The organism is Reichenbachiella sp. MALMAid0571 (assembly GCF_040151475.1).
GTDB lineage: Bacteria > Bacteroidota > Bacteroidia > Cytophagales > Cyclobacteriaceae > CAXBNB01.
In genome coordinates, this window is sequence record NZ_JBDKWG010000012.1 from 1 (window position 1) to 411 (window position 411).

The following is a 411-nucleotide window of genomic DNA, read 5'->3' on the forward strand; positions in this document are numbered from 1 at the left end:
GTGTTTGAGTTTATAGAAATCTGGTACAACCGTAAAAGAAAACACTCATATCTAGGGTATAAAACCCCCGAACAATATGGGAAAATTAATTGTTCAATATGCGCTTAACTTTTTGTCCGGTTTTTTGTTGTAAGTCCACACCTCCTTTTTCAGCTTCTATTCCATCTTCCATTGGTTCGCCTAATTTCCAAAGCCACTTATGGTCGATGGAACTACCATAGTCAAGCATCGAGAGTATGTTCTTCGTCTGTTCTTCTAACATATTTCGTTGGCCTAGGAGTCTGTCGGACTTAATAAACCACCCAATTATTTATATCTTGGGGCATGATATCATTTATTGGAGCGGATAGAGAACAAGTTTCTTTTATGCCACATGACCTTAACGATTGGCTACCTGAAGATCACTTGGCA

The 411-nt window shown here is 38.7% G+C and carries 1 protein-coding gene; it reads right to left on the reverse strand.

Annotation, left to right across the window (positions count from 1 at the left end; all coding sequences use genetic code 11):
- Window positions 1–85 precede the first annotated feature (85 nt).
- Window positions 86–262 (reverse strand): hypothetical protein, encoded by a 177-nt coding sequence (locus AAOP42_RS00150; protein WP_349526427.1) that lies wholly within the window; start codon window positions 260–262, stop codon window positions 86–88.
- Between the last annotated feature and the right edge of the window lie 149 nt (window positions 263–411).

Excerpts from the sequence above, each read along its gene's own strand:
- AAOP42_RS00150 (WP_349526427.1), bottom strand. The coding sequence starts at position 262 with ATGTTAGAAGAACAGACGAAGAACATACTCTCGATGCTTGACTATGGT.